17 protein-coding genes are annotated in these 20591 nt (G+C 65.9%); 7 read left to right on the top strand and 10 right to left on the bottom strand.

Features of this window, described 5'->3' with window-relative positions:
- Positions 1–96: 96 nt before the first annotated feature.
- From ABWW33_RS28890 to ABWW33_RS28900, 3 genes are read left to right on the top strand one after another with little or no spacing between them, the layout of a single operon-like run.
- Positions 97–2367, top strand: a complete 2271-nt coding sequence (locus ABWW33_RS28890; protein WP_353404860.1) for a hypothetical protein — start codon at positions 97–99, stop codon at positions 2365–2367.
- Positions 2368–2401: 34 nt separating this feature from the next.
- On the top strand, positions 2402–4723 hold the full coding sequence (locus tag ABWW33_RS28895; RefSeq protein WP_176650193.1) for an SUMF1/EgtB/PvdO family nonheme iron enzyme: 2322 nt from the start codon (positions 2402–2404) through the stop codon (positions 4721–4723).
- Positions 4724–4763: 40 nt separating this feature from the next.
- Positions 4764–5108, top strand: a complete 345-nt coding sequence (locus ABWW33_RS28900) for a zinc ribbon domain-containing protein YjdM (protein ID WP_176650194.1) — start codon at positions 4764–4766, stop codon at positions 5106–5108.
- Here the strand turns inward: ABWW33_RS28900 and ABWW33_RS28905 are convergent, their stop codons facing one another.
- On the bottom strand, positions 5109–5987 hold the full coding sequence (locus ABWW33_RS28905) for a LysR substrate-binding domain-containing protein (protein ID WP_353404861.1): 879 nt from the start codon (positions 5985–5987) through the stop codon (positions 5109–5111).
- 100 nt (positions 5988–6087) lie between these two features.
- Between ABWW33_RS28905 and ABWW33_RS28910 the strand changes: the two genes are divergently transcribed.
- The 3 genes from ABWW33_RS28910 to ABWW33_RS28920 all read left to right on the top strand — a co-directional run bounded on the left by ABWW33_RS28910 (position 6088) and on the right by ABWW33_RS28920 (position 7747).
- Positions 6088–6375 carry a DUF1330 domain-containing protein gene (locus ABWW33_RS28910; protein ID WP_176650196.1) on the top strand — a complete coding sequence of 96 codons (288 nt, stop codon included), beginning with the start codon at positions 6088–6090 and terminating at the stop codon, positions 6373–6375.
- Between the two features lie 87 nt (positions 6376–6462).
- Entirely contained in the window at positions 6463–6861 is a 399-nt protein-coding gene (locus tag ABWW33_RS28915; RefSeq protein WP_176650197.1) for an OsmC family protein, read from the top strand.
- Between the two features lie 4 nt (positions 6862–6865).
- Positions 6866–7747, top strand: coding sequence for a pirin family protein (locus ABWW33_RS28920; RefSeq protein WP_353404862.1), 882 nt, complete (start codon positions 6866–6868; stop codon positions 7745–7747).
- 9 nt (positions 7748–7756) lie between these two features.
- Here ABWW33_RS28920 and ABWW33_RS28925 read toward each other — a convergent pair whose 3' ends face one another.
- The 9 genes from ABWW33_RS28925 to ABWW33_RS28965 form a co-directional block, all read right to left on the bottom strand.
- A complete protein-coding gene (locus ABWW33_RS28925) occupies positions 7757–9361 on the bottom strand; it encodes an adenylate/guanylate cyclase domain-containing protein (protein WP_353404863.1) in 1605 nt (534 codons plus the stop codon).
- A gap of 78 nt (positions 9362–9439) precedes the next feature.
- Positions 9440–10975 carry an FHA domain-containing protein gene (locus ABWW33_RS28930; RefSeq protein WP_444551019.1) on the bottom strand — a complete coding sequence of 512 codons (1536 nt, stop codon included), beginning with the start codon at positions 10973–10975 and terminating at the stop codon, positions 9440–9442.
- 138 nt (positions 10976–11113) lie between these two features.
- Complete coding sequence (locus tag ABWW33_RS28935) at positions 11114–12124, bottom strand: PP2C family protein-serine/threonine phosphatase (protein ID WP_353404865.1); 1011 nt, start codon at positions 12122–12124, stop codon at positions 11114–11116.
- A gap of 92 nt (positions 12125–12216) precedes the next feature.
- On the bottom strand, positions 12217–12720 hold the full coding sequence (locus tag ABWW33_RS28940; RefSeq protein ID WP_353404866.1) for an SH3 domain-containing protein: 504 nt from the start codon (positions 12718–12720) through the stop codon (positions 12217–12219).
- 17 nt (positions 12721–12737) lie between these two features.
- Positions 12738–14333, bottom strand: a complete 1596-nt coding sequence (locus ABWW33_RS28945; protein ID WP_353404867.1) for a hypothetical protein — start codon at positions 14331–14333, stop codon at positions 12738–12740.
- A 3-nt stretch (positions 14334–14336) separates the two neighbouring features.
- Entirely contained in the window at positions 14337–16784 is a 2448-nt protein-coding gene (locus ABWW33_RS28950; RefSeq protein WP_353404868.1) for an FtsW/RodA/SpoVE family cell cycle protein, read from the bottom strand.
- Positions 16781–17818: a serine/threonine-protein kinase gene (locus tag ABWW33_RS28955; protein ID WP_353404869.1), complete on the bottom strand. Its 1038-nt coding sequence runs from the start codon at positions 17816–17818 to the stop codon at positions 16781–16783. Before ABWW33_RS28955 ends, ABWW33_RS28950 begins: the two co-directional genes overlap by 4 nt.
- Before the next feature lie 94 nt (positions 17819–17912).
- Positions 17913–18341 (bottom strand): glycine zipper domain-containing protein, encoded by a 429-nt coding sequence (locus tag ABWW33_RS28960; RefSeq protein ID WP_176650204.1) that lies wholly within the window; start codon positions 18339–18341, stop codon positions 17913–17915.
- Positions 18342–18476: 135 nt separating this feature from the next.
- On the bottom strand, positions 18477–19007 hold the full coding sequence (locus tag ABWW33_RS28965) for a GNAT family N-acetyltransferase (protein ID WP_176650205.1): 531 nt from the start codon (positions 19005–19007) through the stop codon (positions 18477–18479).
- 145 nt (positions 19008–19152) lie between these two features.
- Here ABWW33_RS28965 and ABWW33_RS28970 point away from each other — a divergent pair, with 145 nt between their 5' ends.
- The gene (locus ABWW33_RS28970; protein WP_176650206.1) at positions 19153–20589 is read left to right on the top strand and encodes a M20/M25/M40 family metallo-hydrolase; all 1437 of its coding nucleotides are present in this window, start codon (positions 19153–19155) and stop codon (positions 20587–20589) included.
- Positions 20590–20591: the final 2 nt, after the last annotated feature.

Genomic DNA, 20591 nt, shown 5'->3' on the forward strand with positions numbered 1-20591 from the left:
GGGTTGAATCGTGCGCAAGAATGAAATCGGGCCCGCCCTGCTAAAATCGGCACAAGCGAGGGCAGCCCGGAAGATGAATCGAAGAAGGAGTCTGACATGTTCCAAATGTTTGGTTTTGGCGGCGTTAAATGCCCGCGGTGCGAGCACAAAAACGACGACCAGTCGGGCTACTGCAAGCACTGCGGTTTGACCTTGGGCGCCCCGCGCAACGAACCCGTCCTGCGCGACAACCGCTGGATCCCGGGCGACGACGAACTGGCCGTCTACTTCGGCGTCAGCGCCTTGTCCGGCATCTTCACCAAGACGCTGCGGGTGCCCGCCACCGCGCGCGCTTACATCCTGCAAGCCGACAAGGCCACCGAAGTGCCTCAGGGCGAATATGAAATCGAAGGCTTCTTCACCCGCCTTAACCATCTGCTGCGCAGCCAGAGCGCCGAGATCCTGATCACCCGCAGCGCGGCGCTGCCGGTGGAGTTCTCGTTCAGCGACCTGCATACGTCCGAGCACCTGAAGGTGTCGGCGCGCTTCACGGTGTCCATCCGCATAGAGAACGTCCCCGCGTTCGCCCAGCATTTCATGACCGTGCCGGGTACGGTCAGCACGCTGCATCTGCACGATCTGCTGGAACCGTCGGTGCGCCAGCTGGCGGCCGAATTCGTCGGCGGCCGTTCGATGCGCGACATGGCGCACAACGCGGACCTGCGCTTGCAACTGGACGAACGCCTGCAGGCCGCGCTTAAACTGCGCCTGGCCAGCTACGGCCTGGCCGTCGACCGCGTGGAAACCGCGGCGCTGCGCCACGATAAGTTCGACCACAATCGCGAACGCATCGGCACCCTGTGGCTGGTGGCGGACGAGCGTCACGTGCAGCTGGAACACGTCAAGCAGCTGGATCAGATCTACGACGAAGAGGAATGGCAGGCCATCTGGCGCGAAGAGCAGAAGATGCGTTCCGAGCTGCGTCGCGCCGAACTGCGCCAGGACGCCAGCGTCAACAAGGCCGAGCTGACGTTGAAGGAATCCGAGCGCATACAGGCGCTGCGCGCGCGCGAGGTGGACCTCTACAGCCGTGTGATGGAGTCGAAGACCCGCAAGGTCGCGCTGGACAAGGGCGCTGGCACCGTGCTGGCCGATCTGGAACATGAACTGGCGAAGAACAAGTCCCACCGCGCGGGCGAGCAAGCCGACTGGGAGCATGTGCGCCACCTGGCCCAGATCAAGATGCGCACCGAACTGGAAGTGCTGCAGCAGACCGCCGCCGAGCAGCGCCAGTTGGCCCAACAGCGGTTGTCGCACCAGTTGCGCCAGCAGGCGATTGAAAACCAGATCGCGCAGGCGCTGCTGATCGAAGATGAATCGCACCGCCGCAACGAGCTGCTGGCCTTGCGCGAGCGCGAAAAGGCCGAGAAAGAGCGCGAGCTGCAGATCGAGGCCGAGGCGCACAACACGCGCATCCAGGGGCTGACCTTGGCCAGCGCCGCCCGCCGCCGCGAGGCGGAACGGGTGCAGGAATGGGAAGACCAGCTGCAACTGGCGCGCCAGCGCGAACTGCTGCGCGGCGATGCCGTCAAGGACGCGGCCAACGCCGTGCAAGTGGCCGAGATCAGCCAGAAGATCGAGGACTTGAAGCGCTCCGGCGCCCAGGCGGATGCAGTCGCCCAGTACGAAAAGCTGTTGCGCACCATCGAAGCGGATGGCATCCACGCGCGCCAGAACCAGGCGCAGAACAAACAGGCCATGCTGGACCAGCTCGAAGTCGAGGAACAGCGCCAGATCCTCAAGCAAAAAGAGCAGGAGGCCGCCTGGCAGCATGAGCTGAAAAAACTGGAGCACGAGCGCGAGGAGAAGGCCGCCCGCTGGAGAGGCGAGTACGACGTGCTGCTGGCGCAGCAGTCGCATGAAATCACGCGCATTGAAACCATCGGCCGCTTGAGCGACAGCGCCAAAGTAGCCACCGCCGCCGCACCGAATGCCGAAGCGCTGACGCAGATCATGAAGTTGCAGATCCAGGGCGGTATGACGCCGGAGCAGATCCAGGCGCTGGCGCAGGTGGTGGCTGCCGAACATGGCGTGACGCCGGCCGAAGCGGCACGCCTTGCGCACGAGCGGGTGCTGGAGGAGCGCGGCCATCGCGACGTGGAAATGGACAAGGACCGCCGCCACCAGCTCGATCTGCTCAATCTGCAGAACGCGGCCAGCGCCAGTGCGCTGACCACGCAGAGCCAGTTGGGCGTGGGCGTGGCCCAGGCAGGCTCCGTACCGCCGCCCGCACCGGTGCCGGTCCGCTACTGCGCCAACGGCCATCCGACGCGGCCCGGCCATCCGTACGACAAATTCTGCGCCGAATGCGGCGTACCTTTAGGTTAAACAGCTTTTGGCAGGAACGGTTACACTTCGTTTAATGATGCAAACAGCAAGAGACAAGATCCGCGAATTGCGGGCCTTACATGATGACGGTCTGCTTAGCCTGCAGGAGTTCGACCGCCGCAAGAACGCCATCCTGGATGCGGAGTACGCGCCGCCGGGAGGCAGCGTCACGGCCTCGCCGTTGCAGGTGCGGCAGGGCACCGAACTGGGATTGATGTCCGGCCAGGAGATCGGCCCGCAGAACCGCCGCTACCGGCTGGAGCGCCTGATCGGCATGGGCGGCATGGGCCAGGTGTGGCAGGCGACCGACCTCGCCACGCACGCGGAACTGGGCCACAGCGAAATGGTGGCGCTGAAGATCCTGCCGCCGCAACTGACCCAAAGCGCCACCCACGCCAAGCTGCTGATCGAGGAAGCGACGCAGGCGCGCAAGCTGGCGCATGAAAACATCGTCCGCGTTTATGAATGGGCGCAGGACCCGGCCACGTCCAGCTATTTCATCATCATGGAATATCTGGAAGGCCAGGACCTCGACGCCTACCTGGCCGCGCAAGGCCCGCTGCCGCTGGAGGCGGTCTACCGCTTGCTGTCGCCGGTGGGCGATGCGCTGCAATATGCGTGGGACAAGCACAAGCTGGTTCACCGAGACCTCAAGCCCGGCAACGTGTTCCTGACCCAGCGCGGCGAAATCAAGCTGCTCGATTTCGGCATCGCTTCGCGCGCGCGCAGCGCCGGCAGCAGTCTCGGTTTGCAGACGCCGAATGCGGGCACCGTCGGTTACCGGGCGCCGGAGGCGGGCACGCATCAGCGCCAGCCGTCGCCCAAGCTCGACGTCTACGCTGTCGCGGTGATGATCTATCAGCTGCTTGAAGGGCGCATGCCGTTCGACGACATGCGTCCGGCCGACTTCCATCCATCGCCTCCGCAGGGTTTGAATCCGGCCCAATGGAAGGTGCTGCAAAACGGCTTCGCCTACGCGCAGGAGCGCCGTCCCGTCTCGGTGAACGAACTGCTGGCCGAGTTGCATCGGGCCGCCGGACCAAGTGAGGAGGAACTGGCCGCGCAGACAAGGCAGGCGCAGGAACGTGAGCAGCAGAAAAAGGCGCAGCAGGAGCAGCAGCTGAAGGAACAGGCGTCGCAGGCCGCCGCCAAGGCCGCCCAGGCCGAGCAGGCGCGCGTCGCGGAACTGAAGCGGCAGGCGATGGCCGCCGAACTGGCGGCGCGCCGCCAGGCGGAAGCGGCGGCGGAAAAGGCCAGGCTCGATCAGCAGCGCCGCGCGATGGAAGCCAAGCAGCGCGCCGAAGCCGAAGCCGCCGCGCTGGCGCGCAAGCAGGCCTTGCGCGAGCAACTGCAGGCGCGGCGCGATGCCGATGCCAAGAAAGCCCGCGACGAACAGGAAGAGCAGCAGCGCAAGGCCGCGCAGCTGAAGGCCGAAGCGGCGTATCGCGCCGAGCAGGAGCGCCATCGCAAGCAGCAGGCGGAGCGCAACGCGGCCGAACTGGCGGCGCTGATGCCGACGCCGGGCAGCCCGGTGGCCGATCCGAAAGGCATACTGCGCGACCGCTTCGTCGACGGCACCGGTGTCGGTCCCGACCTGGTGCTGATCCCGACCGGCCGTTTCCAGATGGGCTCCCACGAACACGAACAGGCGCTGGCGATCAAGGCCGGCGCGCAGAAAAACTGGCTGGACCGCGAAATGCCGCAGCACTGGGTGGGCATCGAACATCCATTTGCCATGGGCCGTTTCCCGGTCACGGTCGGACAGTGGCGCCAGTTCGTGCGCGCGACCGGCTGGGAATCGCAGTCCGATACCGACTGGCGCGCTCCGGGCTTTGCGCAGAACGACGAGCATCCCGTGGTCGGCGTCAGCTGGATGGACGCGCAGCAGTACCTGCGCTGGTTGTCGGAAATGACCGGCCAGCTGTATCGCCTGCCGTCCGAATCGGAATGGGAATACGCCTGCCGCGCCGGCACCAAGACGGCATTCAGCTTCGGCGACACCATCTCCACCGAGCAGGCCAACTACGACGGCAACTACACCTACAACGGCAGCCGTCGCGGCACTTATCTGCAAGGCACCAACAAGGCCGGCATCTTCCAGCCCAATCCATGGGGCTTGTTCGACATGCACGGCAACGTGTGGGAATGGACGCAGGACGTGGTGCACGATAACTACGCCGGTGCGCCTGCGGACGGCAGCGCATGGGAAGAGGGCGGCGATCCGGTGCGGCGCATCCTGCGCGGCGGCTCGTGGCTGTACAACCCGCGTTACCTGCGCTCCGCGGTGCGCAACGGCTTTTCCGCAGTGCTGGCCAACGACATCGTCGGCTTCCGGGTGGCGCGCAAGCTCGTATAGAGTATACTTTCGCCTTCTTTTTAATACCTGGATCAAAACGATGAGCGCCTTGCCACCATGCCCGAAATGTAATTCCGAATTCACCTACGAAGACGGAGCCCAGCTGGTTTGCCCGGAATGCGCGCACGAATGGAGTGCCGCCGCGGGCGAGGCCGCCGAAGAGGGCGCCCGTGTCTACAAGGATTCCGTCGGCAACATCCTGCAGGACGGCGACACCGTCACCGTCATCAAGGACCTGAAACTGAAGGGCGGCGGCGGTACCGTCAAAGTCGGCACCAAGGTCAAGAACATCCGCCTGGTCGACAGCGACCACGATATCGACTGCAAGATCGACGGCTTCGGCGCGATGAGCCTGAAAACCGAGTTCGTTAAAAAAGTCGTGTAATCAGCCCAGCCGCTCCAGCGCGAAGTCCACGAAACTGCGGACCTTGGCGCTGGGCCTGGACTCCGGCCGCCGCACGATGTGCAAAGGCCGCGACGGCAGTTCCCATCCGGCCAGCAGCCGCACCAGCGTTCCCTTTTCCAGCGCAGGTTCCATCAGCAGATCGGCCTGCGCCACCACGCCCATGCCGGCGATGGCCGCCGTCACCAGCGAGGCGCCGGTGTTGCTGACGAGGGAGCCCTGTGCCATCACCTCCACTTGTTCGTCGCCGCGCCGGAAGCGCCATGTCGTGCTGGCTCCCGCAAACGCCAGGCAGTTGTGGCTGGCCAGTTCCGCTGGATGGCCGGGTGTGCCGCGCCGCCGCAGATATTCGGGGCTGGCGGCAACCAGCACATGGCCCGGTTTCAGGGCGCGCGCGATCAGGCCCGTGTCGGCCAGCGGGCCTGAACGGATCGCCACGTCGACGCCTTCCTCCACCATGTCGACCACCCGGTTGCTCAGCACCAGATCGATCTTCACCTGCGGGTACAGGGCCGCGTAGGCGCCGATGACGGGCGCCAGCCGGTGCTCGCCGTAGGTGGCGGGCGCCGAGATGCGCAGGCTGCCCTGCGGTTCCGCGCGCAGATGCTCGGCCACGCGGTCGGCCGCCTCCACGCCGGCTAGCACGTCGCGGCAGCGCTCCAGGTAGACCGCGCCGATTTCGGTCAGCGACTGCCTGCGCGTGGTGCGCTCGATCAGGCGCGCTCCCAGTTCCCGCTCCAGCGCCTGCACATGCTTGCCGACCATGACCGACGACATGTCCAGCGTTTGCGCGGCGGCGGCGAAGCTGGGCGCCGTGGCGGCCGCCACGAACACCTGCATGCTACGGAGTTTGTCGCTCATATTCGGAATTAAAAGTTACGAGTATCCGAAATATTAGCTCATTTATGCCTTGAATGCTTTGAATAATACTGGAGCCTCATTCAACAGCAAGGAGGTCATCATGGCAGCATATGCAATCGGCTCGCTCACCCTGCGCAACTCGGATTGGGTGGCGGAGTACAGCGCGCACATGCCGGCGCTGGCGCAAAAACACGGCGGCAAGCCATTGGCTAAGGCCGCGCCGGTAGTCCTGGAGGGCGCGCCGGCGGTGCCCGAAACGCAGATCATCGTCGAGTTCCCGTCGATGGAACACGCGCAGGCCTGGTACGACGATCCGGCGCACGCGCCGCTGAAGAAACTGCGGCAGGGCGGCTCCGACTTTTCGATGGTGCTGGTGAACGGCCTGTAGAGCGATTGCAGGCATTTGGGGGAGGCGCAACCCGGCCAAACGGTGTAAATTGACGGTTTTGACAATACCGCTTTCGAGGAACACTGTATGACTATCAAAGTACTGCGCGACCAGTCGCTGCCGATGCGCCACATAGTCCATGTGCGCAACCACATCCTGTCGACCGATGGTTCAGTCGAGGAGGGCGGCAGCGATGCGGGTCCTTCGCCGCATGACCTGTACGATGCGGCGCTGAGCGCCTGCAAGGCCCTGACCGTGGTCTGGTACGCCAAGCGCAAGAACATCCCGCTGGAGCACGTGGAAGTGAGCATGGAACGCGACGCCAGCGAAGAGCGCCAGGGCACCTACCGCCTGGCCGCGACGCTGCACCTGACCGGCGACCTGTCCGAGACGCAGCGCGCGGAACTGCTGGCGGCCGCGCAGAAATGTCCGATCCACAAACTGATGACTTCCGTGACCACCGAAGTCACCACCGTGCTGGGATAAGATCATGACGATTTCAAATCTGCTCAAGGGCCATGAAAAAGATCTGGGCGGCGGCTTTGTCGTGCGCCGCTACCTGCCGTCTTCCGTCAAGCAGGCGGTCGGCCCGTTCATCTTCTTCGATCATTTCGGTCCGGTCGACGTGCCGCTGGACGCCGACCACGACGTGCGTCCGCATCCGCACATCGGCCTGTCCACCGTGACCTACCTGTTCGAGGGTGCGATGGATCACCGTGACAGCATCGGTTCGGTGCAGCGCATCGAGCCGGGCGCGATCAACTGGATGACCGCCGGCCGCGGCATCGTCCATTCCGAGCGTACGCCGAAGGATCTGGTCGGCAAGCCGCACCGCACGCACGGGCTGCAGCTGTGGGCCGCGCTGCCGCTGGCGCATGAAGAGGACGAACCGGGCTTCTGCCACACGCCGGCCGGCGATATTCCGGAGTTCAACGTCGACGGCGCGCGCGTACGGGTGCTGGTCGGCGCGGCCTTCGGCAAGACCTCGCCGGTCAAGACCTACAGCCAGACCTTGTACCTGGACGTGACGCTGAAAGCTGGCCACGAGCTGGCCCTGAGCAGCCTGCCGGCCGAAGCGGCGATCTATCCGATCACCGGCGAGCTGGCGATCGACGGCACGCCGCTGGCGCTGCACACGATGGCCTTGCTCGATACGGCCAGCACGCAGCTGGTCAAGGCCGGCACGGATGCGCAGTTCGTGGTGATCGGCGGCGAGCCGCTGGACGGCCACCGCTTCATGTCGTGGAACTTCGTCTCGTCGAGCAAGGAACGCATCGTCAAGGCCGGCGAGGATTGGGAGGCGCAGCGCTTCGACAAGGTGCCGGGCGAGACCGAGTTCATTCCGCTGCCGGCCAAAAAACCGCTGGCCTGACGCCAGGCGCTAGACGGAAGCGTCCAGCGTCGAATCGGCGGGAGCCTTCTCCTGCCGGTCGAGTGCCGTAATCGCCTGGCGCAGCACGCCGCGCAGGTTCTTGGCGGCGTCCGCATCGATGCGGCCCATGTCCAGATACAGGTCCAGGCCGTCGCTATGCTCGCTGAAGACCTGCAGCGTGCTGCCGTCTTCGTCGAGCATGCCGTCGATCGCGTAAGGCACCACCTCGCGCGCGATGCCCTTCATGCTGACCGGCGCCAGCGCGTGGCCGGCCACGATGTCGCGCACCAGCGCATAGGTTTCGTAGCTGACGACGATGCCTCCGGCCGGCGCGATCGATTGCAGCCGCGCCGCCAGGTTTGCTTCCGCGCCGAGGATCGTATAGTCCATGCGGTCGTTGCTGCCGAAATTGCCCACATTGCAGAAGCCCGTGTTGACGCCCATGCGCACGCGGAACGGCGCTTCCACGCCCAGCTTGCGCCATTGGACGTTGAGCTTGGCCAGCGCATGCTGCATTTCGATCGCCATGCGCAGGCAGTTGCGCGCATCCTCCGCCGCCCCCCTGGTTTCCGGGTCGCCGAAGAACACCAGGATGGCGTCGCCGATGAACTTGTCGATGGTGCCTCCGTGGCGGATGGCGATGGTCGACATGGCGGTGAAGTATTCGTTGATCAGTTCCGTCAGCGCTTCCGGTTGCAGCGATTCGGTCAGTTCGGTGAAGTCCTTGATGTCGGAAAAGAAGATGGTCAGTTTCTTGCGCTGCGTGTTCAGCGCCACGTCCATCTCGCCGCTGAAGATGCTCTTGTAGATTTGCGGCGACAGGTAGTGCGAGATCTTCATCGACACGGCGGCCAGGAAGTCGTTGGCGCCGGCCAGGTCGGCATTCATGCGCCGGATCACGGCGTTCTGGCGTCGTTGCAGCAGGATGAAGCCCAGCCCGGTGGCCGCCGCGAACAGGAAGTAGGCCAGGCTGTATTTGAAGGACCACAGGCTGGTGCTGACCTCGTCGTGTATCGTCACTTCCTGCAGGCCGCGCACGTCGCCGATCTTCCAGTCCTTTTTCATGCTGTCCGGGTGGTTGTTGTGACACTGAACGCAGGCTGCGCTCATCAGCACCGGCGCCACCAGGCGCACGCGCGTGTCGCTGCCGCTGGAACTGGCCGATATGATGGGGGGCTGGTCCGGACGCGCGCGCAATGCCGTCAGCGAGTTCTTTTCGAACTCGTCGAGTGAGTGCGGTGCGCGGCCACGGAATGGATAGTCCGAGATGAAGCGGTAGCTGACGTTGGACTGCCGGTCGGCGATGACGCGGCCCAGTTCCAGCGACAGCGTGGCGGGGATGGGAATCGCGCCGGGCACCGTCTCGTAGTTATGGATGACCTGTGTGTCCTTGCCGTGGTTGCCGAGGACGCGCCCGACCACGGCGCTGCTGTAGTAGCCGCGTATGCTGGCGATCATGGAGTTCAGGTCGACCGCCTGGCTGCGCAGGCGCGCGGCGGCGATATTCTGCATGTCGAGCCACACCGCGAGCGGCAGGCCCGCCAGCAGCAGGATCAGCGCCGCCAGCGCGATGCGCTCCCAGCGGCGGGTATGAAGACGGCTTGGTGCGCGCACGGTGATGCCTGTCTGGTTGTGATAATGTTGACGATATTATCACGAGGCAACACAAAAAATATAAAATTTACAATTATTTTAAGCGGTGGACATGGCGTTGGCAGCCAGCGTGCTATGCAAGTCGGTGGCGCCGGTGCGGATGATCCAGTGTTCCGGATATGGATCGCTGGCGAAGCGGTTGTGACGGGGGATGCGGCTCAGCTTATCGAGCGGCGTGGCCGTGGCCAGCGCGGTTTCCTTGCCGGTCAACTGATCCAGATGCCAGAAGCCGCCGTCGCGGTGCAGCAGCAGCGGCAGCGCGGCCGCGTGCGGCGCGGCGGCAAACTGCTTGAGCGGATAACCCGGATGCGTTTCCGGCATCAGCAGGTAGAAGCATTCGGCGTTGGCGCCCTGGTCGATACGGTGCAGGATCACGCCGTGCGGCATGATGGCCGACACCGACAGCACCACGATGCCCTTGATGCTGGCACTGAGTTCGATGCGCATGCCGAGGCGCAGCGCGGTCGGCTTGTGCTTGCCCGGCCAGACGCCGTCCAGCAGCGTGCCGTAGCGCGACACGTCTTCGATTTCAAAGCCCTGGCCCGAGCGGCGTATCACCGCATGGCGGCCGGACAGGCGGCGCGTGAGGCCGTTGGTGTCCTGGCCGTCGGCGCTGTAGTGGGTCAGCAGCACGTCCGATTCCGGATCGACCAGCTCGAAGCGGCCCAGCACACATTCTTCCATCGCGAACAGGCGGATCTGGCGCTGGGCGCCGGCTTCCGGCGCGGCGTTGACCAGGCAGGCCGCGCGGCTTGGGTGCGGATGCATGGCGGCGCCGACCGGCATGTCGATCTCGATCAGATCCTCATCCCAGGCGATGGTAGAGAAGCCCAGGTCGACCTTGCCGGCCGGGGCGTTCAGGTCCAGGTGCGCGATGCCGGCGTTGCGGGCGGTGACGTCGATGTCGAGGCTGTCGCCGCCTTGCGCGCTGACGCGGGCGATCGAGGCGTCGTCGGCCATCACGCGCACGTTCTTGTGGGTGCTGAGGAAGATGCGGTGGATTTCGGTCAGCGTCGCATCCAGGCGCGGCACCAGGATGACGAAGGTGCACACCCATTTGCGCGACGCCAGTTCGGCATGCTGGCTAAGCAGCTCAATGCTGATCTGGTATTGGCCGTGCTCCTTGCCGCGCGACGAAAACTCGACGAACACCGGCCGCCATTCGCCGTTGGTGGCGCGCACGAAGTGCTGGCGCGCCGCGCCGTTGGGGATCAGGTCCGATTGCAGTTGCAGCGTGAGCTGGGGCGCGCAGGCTTCCGGCATGCCGCGCAATTCCATCTTCAGCGTCTGGCGGCCGCCGGCGGCGCGCGGGTCGAAGCCGCTGATGTGCAGTTGCGGACGCTCGGACTGGGCCCGTTGCAGCGGGCGGGCGTAGGTTGACGGTGCGAGGTTGGCTGAAGCAGCAGGGCTGGCATCGAGCACCGTGCCGGGCTGGCCGGAACGGGTGCGGCGCACGGCACTCAGCAGGTCATAGCTGGAGGGCTCTGCTTGGGCGTGACCGCCTTCACAAGCTTGCGCTCCTGGCATGACCCAATAGGTGCAATGCGGGTGCTGGGCATTACTGCATTTTTTCATGGCTAACCGACCGATGGGATACCCGTCAGTTTATGCGGTTTACACTCTGTTTGGCAATCAAACGTACATCTGTTTGACTTATTTCCGGCCGATGGCGGGCACTGCGTGATCGACGCAACACCCGGTCGGCGCGCCGCGTCAAAAATGCGACGGTATTGATGCGGTGGGTAGTGCCGTTTCGTCAACGTTGCCATCGTGTGGCGCGGCGGCCGGCGACGCACAGCGCAGCACGATGGCGCTGAGATTGTCGATGTGGAGCTGGGGCGGCGGATGGTCGGCGTAATCATTGAACAACGCGTCCAGGCCGGTGCCGGCGGAATGGCCGGGTTGGGCCAGCAGCGCCGGCCAGCGCGCGATCCATTCCAGCGGCCGGCCGCAGGACCAGAAGCCGTCGGTGGCGAGCAGGTAAGTGGCGTCCGGGCGCAGCGTCAGCGCGCGGCGGTCGGCCAGCTGGCGCAGGAAGGGCGGCAGGTTGGCCGGGCCGAGCGGCAGCAGTTCATTGTCGAGCACCTGCGGATTGGCGAAGGCGTTGCCGAGGATGTAGGCCTGCGAGATCTGCGAACGGTGCTCGCCGTGCACCTGCTGCCACCATTCCTGCTCGCCGAGCAGGCCGTGCATGGCGAAGGATGTGGCAGGCACGTGGTCGACCGTCAGCGGCCGCGCGCCGTCGGCGGTGATCTCATACAGCCGCGAGTCGCCGGCGTGGTACAGCATGGGCGCGGCGCCGGGCGGGATTTCCAGCAGCGTCAGCGTGGTGCCGGGGCGGCGGAAGCTGTCGTTGTCGCCGTGCTGGCGGAACTGGCTTTGCAGGCGGCGATGCAGGTCGTCGAGACGGCTGTCGAGGTCTTGCTGCGTGCCGCAGGCGGGAATCAGCAGCAGGCCGGCGGCCACGGCTTCGGCGGCTTCGCGGCCGTGGCCGTGGCCGCCCATGCCGTCCATCACGGCCAGGCGCACGTGGCCGCGCGGCCAGTCGGTCAACTGCACGCTGTGCGGCACCTGGTTGTGCAGGAAGACGGCGCGGCCGGCGGCATCGATGACGAGCAGGTTGTCCTGGTTTTCCGGCACCTGCAGCTTGCTGATGCTGGCGCTGCTGCGGGCGGCGATGTCGAGGCCGGGGCCGAAGTCGAGCGGATCGGTAATTCTGGTCATCGGTGCTGGCGTCGTGACGCGGGATGCGAAAGGCCACAGCTTAGCCGAAAACAGGCTGGCGGCGGGAGAATGCGGAGCAGTGCGGGCCGGCGTCATTCGCCGCTCCGGCGCAGCCACAGGCTGCTGACCCAGCCGGTGCTTTCGCGCCCGGCCACGCTGGCCTTGATTTGCCACCAGTCGCCGCGCTGTTCGCCGGTCGGCGTGACGACGGAGCCGGCCGGCACGATGACCAGTCGCGCCGCATGCACTCCGGCCGCGGTACGCAGGTTCAGGTCGCGGTGGACGGCGAATGGCTGGCCCGCGATGAGCGCGGGCGATGGTTCGCCGGCGTCGCGCGCCGCCGCTGCGATCGCAGCAGTGGCGGCAATGGCGGGTTCGGTCGTGCCGGGGAGCGGTGCAGGTCCGGTTGCAGCCCTGCCGTGCGCCGCGTACAAAATCAGGCTGCCGAAGCCCCATGCGCCGACCACCATGATCAGCAATGCGCGGGCATTGGGACGGCGCCACCACTGGCGCGGCGTCAGGTAGGCGGCCAGGAACAGCGTGATCACCAGTCCCGCCGCGAACGCGCCCACCGCGTAGAGTTTAGCCGTTTCCATGCAGGCTCCTCGTGTGCTTACGCGTCGAAGCGCAGCACGTAGTGGCCGGCCACCAGGTGATGGCCATGCGGCAGCAGATATGGCACATCCGTGCTGGCGTCGCCGATGCTGGCGACGAATTCCAGCTTGTCGTCGAGGTGGTACAAGGCCTGCGTGGCGCTGAGCCGGCCGATCTTGTAGCCCTTGGCCGACGTCTCGAAGCTGAACGCGTTGCGCGACAGGCCGATGCGGTCCGCGCTGGCGGTGTTGGGTCCGTCGGCACGCTTCATGAAGGACGGCGAATCGAGCAGGCGCAGCGCGGCCAGCATCGGCGAATTGCGGCCGAAGGTAAAGCGCGCGCCGTTGGCGACGGCGGCGCCGACCGGCCGCGCAAGGCAGACCACGGCGCGATAGCGGTCGGCCATTTGCGGCGCGGCGGGTAGAAGCCGGATCGCATGCGAATCCACCGGGGTGAAGGTGGCCGGGGTGCCTATGCGCTGGCGGCCGTCGGCGGTGCAGGCATACAGCTCATCGGCGGCATCGACGATGAAGCTGATCACCGGCGTGCCCTCGGCGGACAGCGCCAGCGAACGGTTGAACGGCAGCTCCAGCGATTGCGCCCCAGTGTCGCGGTAACGGCTCAAGCGCGGCAACGCCAGCGCCACCAGGCTGACGCGCTGCTGCGACACCGGGGCGTAGGTGGCGTCGCTCTCGCCGAAGTTTTGGCCCGGCTTGTTCGCCGGCTTGTGGCTGACGGGGACTGCGGTCTGGTCCAGCGGAGCGCCGTCGATGCGGCTCTGCCAGACCGCCGGTTTGGCGGAACGGGCGGCGTCGCGCGTGGTGCCGGCGGCCGGAATGCTGATCGTATCACCGGCTGCGGCATGCGCCGGCGGCGTGGCGGCGGCGGTGGCTGTGCGGGCGATCTTGAGCAGCAGGCGCGGACTGCCGCCGGGTACTTCTCGCGTGGACTTGATGGTGTAGCAGCCGCTGCGCGGATCGAAGCGGCAATCGTAGGCGTCTTTCGGGCGCATCTGCACCACCGGCGGCGCATCCGGACCGTCGTTGATGACCAGGATGGCGCCGTCCGGTCCGAACGGCCAGCCGCTGGCGACGAAGCTGGCTTCGCCGCCTTCGCCGCCGATCAGGGCCAGGCGCTGGTTGGGGTAAATCGGGCAGACCGGATGCCAGATGGCGCTGTCGCGCGACACGCTGACGTTGTACAGGATCTTTTCGTCGGCGGCGGGCAGGTACACCGCATGACCGAACTTGACCTCGATTTCGCCCGGCGCCAGCGACGATGTGCCGACCACGTCGTAGCGCACCTGGTCGCCGCCGAGCAGGTCGCCGAAGTCCTTCTGGTGCAGCGCCGTCAGTGTTTGCGCCAGGTCGCGGGCGCGTGCGCCGCGCGTGAGGTGGTAGTCGTCGTCGACTTCTTCTTGCGGCAGCATCAGCGTGACATGGGAGAAGCAGCGCGTGGCGGCGCGGCCTTTGTGTTCGCGCGGGCTGCGCTCCAGCAGGTCGCGCAGCAGCGGGCGGCGCGAAAACAGCGCCAGGCCCGGCGCCTGCCAGATCGCTTCCGCGTTGAAAACGTCGGGGATGCGGCCCAAAACCTGGTGTTGAACATAGATCGGCATGATTCATTCTCCTTCTAAAGATGGCGCGCTGATGGCACTAAACGCTAGCAGGGGGCAAAGGAAAAACAGCAAATGGCTGCCGCCGGCGGACAGGAAACTCATGGGCTGGCCCATGATGGGGAAGATCGCCAGGTTGGTGCCCCAGGACAGCAGGAAATGGCCCAGCACGAAGGCGCCGCCGCCGCACAGCATGAAGTAGCGGAAGCGGCCTGACCATGCGTGGCGGAAGCCGCCCGCGCCGGCGCCGGCCTTGTAGGCGCGGGCGGCGCTGATGGCGATGCCGGCCAGGAAGGCGGCTTGCGCCACCCACAGCAGCAGTCCGCCGGCCAGTCCGTGGCGGTTGAGGAAGAACGAGGCCGCGAAGTCGTCCTGCACGGCGGGGATCTGCACCGCGCTGCCGGCCGACATGCCCAGCGAGCGCAATCCCATCCAGTGGTCGGCGCCCAGCCAGCCGCCGTCCGCAATGGCGCGGGCGCCCAGCAGCAGCTGTTGTCCGGTGTGCGGGTGCTCGGCGGGATTGAGCCAGACCAGGAAGCGGTCGGCGTAGAAACCCCAGCGTATCAGGTCGTCCGTGCCGACGCAGCGCAGGTAGACGATGGCGCCCGCCGCCGTCAGCGCCATGACGATCAGCGCTGCGGCCAATTTGTGGTTGCGGGCGGCGACGGCGTAGGCAAAGGCCATGACGGTGCTCCAGACCAGCAGCAGGATCAGCGGCGAGAAGTCGTCCACCTGCACCAGCGACAGGCCGAGCAGGGCGACAAACAGCAGCGCGGGGGCGATCAGCTGCAGCCAGCGCGCGCCTTGTTCCGCCAGGTGCTGCGGCCCGCTGTGCCAGTTGAAGCGCAGCGCGAGGCAGTGGGCGGTGAGGGCGGTCAGGGCCAGCTTGGCCAGTTCGACCGGCTGCAGGTCGAAGACGCCGGTTTCGTCGCCCCATAGTACCTGTGCGGCCAGCGCGGCCAGCGCCACGGTGGCGAATGCGGCGAGCATCCATTCGATGCTGCGTTGCCGCAGGTGCGTTCCGCGCGCCGCCTGGCGTAGTGCCCAGAGGCGCAGCATGGCGCCGAGGCCGAGACCGATGGCCAGCAGCGCCGCGCTTTTCTGGTAGTAGCGCAGCCAGGACGATTCCGGCGCGCCGAGGCCGAGCTCCAGCTGCGCCAGCAGGCCAGCCGCCAGCAGCACGACGCTGGCGGCGGCCAGCAATGTCAGGCGGCCGGGAAGTGCAAGCCACAGCAGCAGCGAGCAGGCGGCCAGCAGCAGCGAACTGGCGGCGCTGGGCGCGTAGCCGGCGCGCTGCAAGATCAGCGCGATGACGCCGGTGGCCAGCACGCAGCCGGCGGCTGGCAGCATGCCAAGGTTCGCCGCTCCGCCCCGCACTCGCACGGCGGTCCACGCGAGGCCGGCGGCGATGCAGGCAATGCTGGTTGCAAGTCCGATCCAGACCGCCTTCACATGGCCATCGTCCCACAATGCGCGTTGCTGCCATTGCCAGCTGACTTGCTCCGGCAGTTTCAATTCCGGCCCACCGAACAGCTTGATGTGGCGGCTTGGCTTCAATGTGAGCCGATCGGCGTCGGCGCTGAGCTGAAAGCGCGTGTGGCCGACCACGATCGCGGTCACGCCGGCCAGCGCAGCCTCCTGCTTGCGCAGATCGCTTTGCGCACCGCCGTTCAGCACAAGCACCGTAGCGCGATCGCCATCCGGATTGCCGGCCGAGAGCTGCAAGCGTCCATTGCTGCGCGCCAGTTGCGCGGCACCCGGCGTGACTTGGGCCAGGCCAAGCCGGTTGTCGCAATACAGATTGCCGCCAAAGGAGAGTGGACGAGAAATCGTCAGCACGCCCGGCGCGTAGCGGTTCCAGACCGACAGCATCTTCGACGCCACATGCGACTGCGGGCAGTTGGCCTGCTGGCGTCCGTCGCGGTACAGCACGGCGCCGTTGTAGCGCCATTCGTGGCCGTCGCGGGAAAAGGTGACGCTGCCGGCATCTGCGGCCTGCACGTCGAACAGCGCGCTGTCGATCTGGAAGCGTTGCCCCGCCTGCAGGGGCACGCTGCCCATGCGCTGCTCGCCGGCGTCGCGCATCAAGACGACCTGGCGCGACGCGCTCAGATTGCGCAACATCCAACCGTCCTGCGCGTCGCGCCGCAACGACAGGTGGTTGCGGTCCGCTTGCGGCGCCGCCAGTTCGTGCTGGCCTAGCACGATGCTTTCGCCGGGCGCCAGTTTGACGGTGATGGCGGCCGGCAGCCAGGCCTCGGGAGCGCGCAGCAAGGCCAGTACCTGCAAGCCGCATAGCGCCGCCAGTATCGCGATGGTGGCCGCCAGGCCCGCGTTGCGCGCGGCGGCATCGGCCACTGAGGCGAAGATATCGGCCACGGAGAAGGGCGTCCGCCGGACCTGCGGCGTAGCGCGCGCGGTATTGGAAGAGAAACGCAGCGAGATCGCCATCATGCCCCCTGTATGCCGCGCCAGCCGTTTTCGGCGGTCGGACGGTTCATGTTAAGAACAGGATCTGCGGCGCCGAAAGTGCCGCGCACAGGCTTGACGCCCTGTATCGCATTGAGCATGCGGCTGATCTGGATCGCATGGCGAGGACGCTGGGCCGGATCGATATGCAGCAACGTTTGCAACAACTCCAGTGCCGCGTCGCGCATGGATACGGGAATGGCGGCGGCGAAGCGCGCTTCCTCCTCCGCCTGCAGCGCAGCAGGTATCGCTCCGCCATGCATCTGGCGCAGCAGGTCCGCGCCGGCGGTGTGATGCTCACGGTAGGCCTGCCCGCAATCGCTGCAGAACCGCAGCGGCAGTCCGCCGGTGACCAGGAAATAGAACATCGCCCCCAGCGAAAAATAGTCGCTGCGGGCGCCGGTGGCATACCCCCCGCCGTCCACAGGGAAGAACTGCTCCGGCGCCTGCCAGTTGGCGGTGCCTGCATACGAGTGCGCCTGCAGGCTGCCCAGCTGGCGGTTGGTGCCGAAATCGGCCAGCTTGACGGCATTCAGATGCCGGTCCAGCAGCACGTTGGCAGGTTTCAGGTCGAGGTAGCGCCAGCCGTATTGATGCACCTTGGCCAGCGCCTGATTGATCTGGGCTATCCACCCCAGCACCCTCGGCAGCGGAACCGCCTCGCCACGGCTTTTCAGCGCGACCATGTGCTTGCCCAGGTCCGTTGCCATCAGTTCCAGCGCCAGCACCGGCAGGCCTTCGTGCCAGCCGCTGTCGAGCAGGCGTACGATGTGGCGCTCGTCCCATGGCTCCAGCGACTGTAAAAAAGCGATTTCATTGCTCGCGCTGGCGATCCAGCGTTCGCGCTGGGCCGGCAGCGCGCGCGCCATTTGCTCCTGGTTGATGAACTTGAGGGCCACGTCGCGGGTGGCGTGCGGGCCGCCGGCGCGCCAGATGATGCCGTAGGCCGAACCGCCGATTTGCTCGCGCAGGCGATAGTGGCCCAGTTCCAAAGCGATGATTGCGTCTGCTGTCGTCATGATTTCCCCAGGCTAGCGCCGATGCTGCGTGCTAGCGGGGGGAGACGAAAAAAAAAGCCCTTCGCGAAGGAAGGGCTTCTTGGGACTGCCGGGATTAGCGGCCGTAGTGACGGTGATGTTCCCAGCGGTCGCCGTAGTAGTCGCGGCGATATTCGCGGTAGTAAGGACGCGGCTCAACATACACCACTTGTGGCGGCGGAGCGTAGTAGCGCGGCGGCGGTGCGTAGTACACCGGGGCCGATTCGTAGTACACCGGTGCGGGCTGCGAGTACACGCGGGTCTCTACGTAGCGGCCACCGCGGCCACGGTCGTAATAACGGTCGTTGGTGTTGATGCTGTTGCCAACGGCCGCGCCAACCAGGCCGCCGACGATGGCGCCATCGCGGCCACCGGCGCTGTTGCCGATCGCGGCGCCGACCACAGCACCTGCCACCGTGTTGAAATCACGGTCGCCTGCGAAGGCCGACGTCGATACTGCTGCTGCGGCCAGTAACGCTACACCCAGAAATTTTTTGTTCAACATGGTATTTCCCCTTGCTGCGGCCCGGATCGGAATTAATCCGTTGGCCAGTGACTTCACTATAAATGTTCGGGAAAAAAGCGCCACGCCTTATACACATGCTTACAAAGCAGCCATTCCGGTAATGGCTTGTAACAATTAGCCTTTCGAGGCTTCCCACTCGGGGCGCAACAGGCTGAACACCTGCACGTCCCGGTATCTGCCGTTGATGAAAAAGCTCTGGCGCAGCGTGCCCTCGGGGCTGAAGCCGCATTTTTGCGCGACGCGGATCGATGCCACGTTCTCCGGCGCGGACAGCAGTTCCAGCCGGTGGTACTGGTGCACATTGAACAAGTAATCGACCAGCAGGCGGCAGGCCTCGGTGACGTAGCCACGCCCGGACAGCTTGGGATCGAACAGCCGGTAGCCAAGTTCGCGCGCGACCGGCGTGCGGCTCTTGAAATGCGTGATGACGCCGACGATGTGGTGCGCGTTGTCCTCGATGACAAACAGTTCGCTGTCGTCGGTGACGAAGCCGTTCTGCGCGAACTCCTTGCGCAGCGTCTCCGGCGATTTGAAGTGGCTGGAAAAATAATCGCCGCGCGAGGGCAGGTCGTTGGCCAGCGCGATGAAGGTGTTCAGATCGGCGGTCAGCAGGTGGCGCACGGTGCAGATTTGACCTTTGAGCATGGCTTCCTTAAGGCAGTTTGTTCAAGCAGTTGAACTTTCATGGTAGTGCAACGGCCATGACAAATCAACATTGATGACAAGTTCCTCACGATGGGTTATCGTTTGGATCGCTCTTGTAATTCCCCCTACACATTATAGGAAACGCATGAAATCCGTCTTCAAGTCCCCGCTGTCCCTTACCTTGCTTGCCTCCTGCCTGCTGAGCGCCGGCGTGATCGCCGCGCCGGCCAACGATCCAGCGACGCTGGCGCAAATCCGCGACAGCGCGATGAAGGATGACTGGACCTACGAACGGCTGGCCGACCTGACCGATCTGGTTGGCCCGCGCCTGTCCGGCTCCGCGGGTGCGGCGGCGGCGGTGGAGCAGGTGGCAGCGGCGATGCGCAAGCTGGGCGCCAAGGTCACGCTGCAGCCGGTCAAGGTGCCGCATTGGGTGCGCGGCGCGGAGACGGCGGAACTGGTCGACTACGCAGGCCGTCCGGCCGGCATCTCGCAGAAGATCGTGCTGACGGCGCTGGGCGGTTCGGGCGCGACGCCCGCCGCCGGCCTGACCGCGCCGGTGCTGGTGGTGCACAGCGTGCAGGAGATGAAAGAGAAGGCGGCTCAGGTCAAGGGCAGCATCGTGCTGCTGGACGTGCCGTTCGACCAGGAGATGGCGGATCGTGGTCATGCCGGTCCGGCCTACGGCGTCGGTTCGGGCGCGCGCTTCCTGGGACCGAAAACGGCGGCGGAGCTGGGCGCGGCAGGAGCGCTGGTGCGCTCGGTCGGCGGCGCCAATTTCCGCATTCCGCACACCGGCGCCACCGGCGTGGTTGACGGCGCGCGCATTCCGGCAGCCGCCATCACCACCGAAGACGCGATGCTGCTGGACCGCCTGCTGGCGCGAGGCCCGGTCAAGATGCACCTGACGCTGACGCCGCAAAACCTGCCGGAAGCGGACAGCTTCAACGTGATCGCCGACTGGCCGGGCACCGACAAGGCCGATGAAGTGGTGATCGTGTCCGGCCACCTCGATTCGTGGGACCTGGCCACCGGCGCGCATGACGACGGCACCGGCGTGACCGGCGCGATGGGCGTGATCGAGACGCTGAAAAAACTGGACCTGCATCCGCGCCGCACCATCCGCGTGATCGCCTGGATGAACGAGGAGAACGGCACCCGTGGCGGCCGCGCGTACTTCGACGCCAACAAGGACAAGCTGAACAAGCACTTCGCCGCGATCGAGTCCGACAGCGGCGGCGGCCGTCCGTTCGGTGTCGTCGGCAGCGTGACGCCGCCGATGGTGAAATACTTCGCGCCGCTGAAAGAGTCGCTGGCGCCGATCGGCGCCGGCATCTTCGAACGCCGCGACATCGCCGGCGCCGCCGATACCGGCCCGATGGAGCGCGCCGGCGTGCCGGTGTTCGAACCGCTGGTCGATTCGAGCTTCTACTTCAACTACCACCACACGCCGGCCGACACGCTGGACAAGGTGAACCCGCTGGAGCTGAAGCGCCACGTCGCCGTGATGACTTCGCTGACCTGGTTCCTGGCGAACATGGAGCAGCCTATCGGCCGCACCATCGGCGCCGGCGAAGAGTAGTC

Source organism: Duganella hordei (assembly GCF_040369125.1).
GTDB classification, from domain to species: domain Bacteria; phylum Pseudomonadota; class Gammaproteobacteria; order Burkholderiales; family Burkholderiaceae_D; genus Rugamonas; species Rugamonas hordei.

What these genes read in the sequence shown, in the direction of transcription:
- ABWW33_RS28890 (WP_353404860.1), top strand. Translation starts at nt 97, where the DNA reads ATGTTCCAAATGTTTGGTTTTGGCGGCGTTAAATGCCCGCGGTGCGAG.
- ABWW33_RS28895 (WP_176650193.1), top strand. Translation starts at nt 2,402, where the DNA reads ATGATGCAAACAGCAAGAGACAAGATCCGCGAATTGCGGGCCTTACAT.
- ABWW33_RS28900 (WP_176650194.1), top strand. Translation starts at nt 4,764, where the DNA reads ATGAGCGCCTTGCCACCATGCCCGAAATGTAATTCCGAATTCACCTAC.
- ABWW33_RS28905 (WP_353404861.1), bottom strand. Translation starts at nt 5,987, where the DNA reads ATGAGCGACAAACTCCGTAGCATGCAGGTGTTCGTGGCGGCCGCCACG.
- ABWW33_RS28910 (WP_176650196.1), top strand. Translation starts at nt 6,088, where the DNA reads ATGGCAGCATATGCAATCGGCTCGCTCACCCTGCGCAACTCGGATTGG.
- ABWW33_RS28915 (WP_176650197.1), top strand. Translation starts at nt 6,463, where the DNA reads ATGACTATCAAAGTACTGCGCGACCAGTCGCTGCCGATGCGCCACATA.
- ABWW33_RS28920 (WP_353404862.1), top strand. Translation starts at nt 6,866, where the DNA reads ATGACGATTTCAAATCTGCTCAAGGGCCATGAAAAAGATCTGGGCGGC.
- ABWW33_RS28930 (WP_444551019.1), bottom strand. Translation starts at nt 10,975, where the DNA reads ATGAAAAAATGCAGTAATGCCCAGCACCCGCATTGCACCTATTGGGTC.
- ABWW33_RS28935 (WP_353404865.1), bottom strand. Translation starts at nt 12,124, where the DNA reads ATGACCAGAATTACCGATCCGCTCGACTTCGGCCCCGGCCTCGACATC.
- ABWW33_RS28940 (WP_353404866.1), bottom strand. Translation starts at nt 12,720, where the DNA reads ATGGAAACGGCTAAACTCTACGCGGTGGGCGCGTTCGCGGCGGGACTG.
- ABWW33_RS28945 (WP_353404867.1), bottom strand. Translation starts at nt 14,333, where the DNA reads ATGCCGATCTATGTTCAACACCAGGTTTTGGGCCGCATCCCCGACGTT.
- ABWW33_RS28950 (WP_353404868.1), bottom strand. Translation starts at nt 16,784, where the DNA reads ATGATGGCGATCTCGCTGCGTTTCTCTTCCAATACCGCGCGCGCTACG.
- ABWW33_RS28955 (WP_353404869.1), bottom strand. Translation starts at nt 17,818, where the DNA reads ATGACGACAGCAGACGCAATCATCGCTTTGGAACTGGGCCACTATCGC.
- ABWW33_RS28960 (WP_176650204.1), bottom strand. Translation starts at nt 18,341, where the DNA reads ATGTTGAACAAAAAATTTCTGGGTGTAGCGTTACTGGCCGCAGCAGCA.
- ABWW33_RS28965 (WP_176650205.1), bottom strand. Translation starts at nt 19,007, where the DNA reads ATGCTCAAAGGTCAAATCTGCACCGTGCGCCACCTGCTGACCGCCGAT.
- ABWW33_RS28970 (WP_176650206.1), top strand. Translation starts at nt 19,153, where the DNA reads ATGAAATCCGTCTTCAAGTCCCCGCTGTCCCTTACCTTGCTTGCCTCC.